This is a genomic window from Mycobacterium arosiense ATCC BAA-1401 = DSM 45069, assembly GCF_002086125.1.
Lineage (GTDB): Bacteria > Actinomycetota > Actinomycetes > Mycobacteriales > Mycobacteriaceae > Mycobacterium > Mycobacterium arosiense.
The window spans coordinates 1-2,022 of record NZ_MVHG01000186.1 but is presented as its reverse complement, the minus strand read 5'-3'; the positions used below and the strand labels follow the sequence as shown (position 1 = coordinate 2,022).

Annotated in this window: 1 protein-coding gene; it reads left to right on the top strand. The window is 66.2% G+C overall.

What is annotated here, in order from left to right:
- Positions 1-2,022, top strand: a 2,022-nt coding sequence (locus BST14_RS27955) for a transglycosylase domain-containing protein (protein ID WP_245845829.1), incomplete at both ends; no start/stop codon positions are given.

Genomic DNA, 2,022 nt, shown 5'->3' with positions numbered 1-2,022 from the left:
CGGGTGGACCCGGCGGGCCGGGTGGCCGGCCCCTCCCGCCGTGGCGCGACTGGGCCTGGACCGAGCAGATCAACTGGCTCTGGGTGCGGCGCGGGGCCTATCTGTGCGCGGCGGTACTGGTCCTCCTGCCGATCGTCACGTTCGCGATGGCGTACTTCATCGTCGACATTCCCAAGCCGGGCGACCTTCGCACCAACCAGGTTTCCACCATCCTGGCCAGCGACGGTTCGGAGATCGCCAAAATCATTCCCCCCGAAGGTAATCGGGTCGACGTAAATATCAGCCAAGTTCCGGTGCATGTGCGCCAGGCGGTGATCGCCGCCGAGGATCGCAATTTCTACTCGAACCCGGGATTCGATTTCAGCGGGTTCGTGCGCGCCGTGAACAACAACCTCTTCGGCAGCGGCGACCTGCAGGGCGGGTCGACCATCACCCAGCAGTACGTGAAGAACGCGCTGGTGGGTTCGGCCCAGCACGGGATCAGCGGCCTGATGCGCAAGGCCAAGGAACTGGTCATTGCCACCAAGATGTCGGGGGAGTGGTCGAAAGACGATGTCCTGCAGGCCTATCTGAACATCATTTACTTCGGCCGGGGCGCCTACGGGATCTCGGCCGCCGCCAAGGCCTACTTCAACAAACCTGTCGAGCAGCTCACGGTCTCCGAGGGCGCGTTGCTGGCTGCGCTCATCCGGCGGCCGTCCTCGCTCGACCCGGCACTCGATCCGCAGGGCGCCCGGGCCCGCTGGGCGTGGGTGCTCGACGGCATGGTGGAAACCAAGGCGCTGTCTCCCAATGACCGTTCCGCGCAGGTATTTCCGCCGACCGTGCCGCCCGATCAGGCGCGCGCACAGAACCAGACGACCGGACCCAACGGGCTGATCGAGCGTCAGGTGACCAAAGAGCTGATGGAGCTGTTCAACATCGATGAGCGGACCCTGAACACCCAGGGCCTGCAGGTCACCACCACCATCGATCCGAAGGCCCAACAGGCCGCAGAGAAGGCGGTGTCGAAATACCTCGACGGCCAGGATCCCGACATGCGTTCGGCCGTGGTTTCGGTCGATCCGCATGACGGGGCCATCCGCGCGTACTTCGGCGGCACCGACGCCTACGGGTTCGACTTCGCTCAGGCCGGACTGCAGACCGGATCGTCGTTCAAGGTGTTCGCGCTGGTGGCCGCGCTCGAACAGGGCATCGGGCTGGGTTATCAGGTGGACAGCTCGCCGCTGACGGTCGATGGCATCAAGATCACCAACGTCGAGGGGGAAAGCTGCGGGACCTGTAACCTCGCCCAGGCCCTCAAGATGTCGTTGAACACCTCCTACTACCGGCTGATGCTCAAGCTCAAGGGCGGGCCGCAGGCCGTCGCCGACGCCGCGCACCAAGCCGGCGTCGCGACCAGTTTTCCCGGCGTGGCCCACACCCTGTCGGAGGATGGCAAGGGTGGACCACCGAACAACGGAATTGTGCTGGGCCAGTACCAAACCCGAGTGTTCGACATGGCTTCGGCCTATGCGACGCTCGCGGCGTCCGGCGTCTATCACCGCCCGCACTTCGTGCAGAAGGTCGTCAACTCCGACGGCCAGGTCCTCTTCGACGCCGCCAACTCCGACGATAAGAGCGAGCAGCGCGTCCCCAAGGCCGTCGCCGACAACGTCACGGCGGCCATGGCACCGATCGCCGCCTATTCCCGCGGCCACGCCCTGGCCGGCGGTAGGCCGTCGGCCGCCAAGACCGGCACCACCCAGCTCGGCGATACCACCTCGAATAAGGACGCCTGGATGGTCGGCTACACGCCGTCTCTGTCGACGGCGGTGTGGGTGGGCACGGCCAAGGGCGACAGTCCGCTGGTAACCGCCTCGGGCGCACCCGTTTACGGTTCGGGGTTGCCGTCGGACATCTGGAAGTCCACGATGGACGGCGCCCTCAAGGGCACCTCCAACGAGTCCTTCCCCAAGCCGACCGAGATCGGCGGCTACGCGGGTGTGCCCGCGCCGCCCCCGCCCCCGCCGCCGTCGGAAA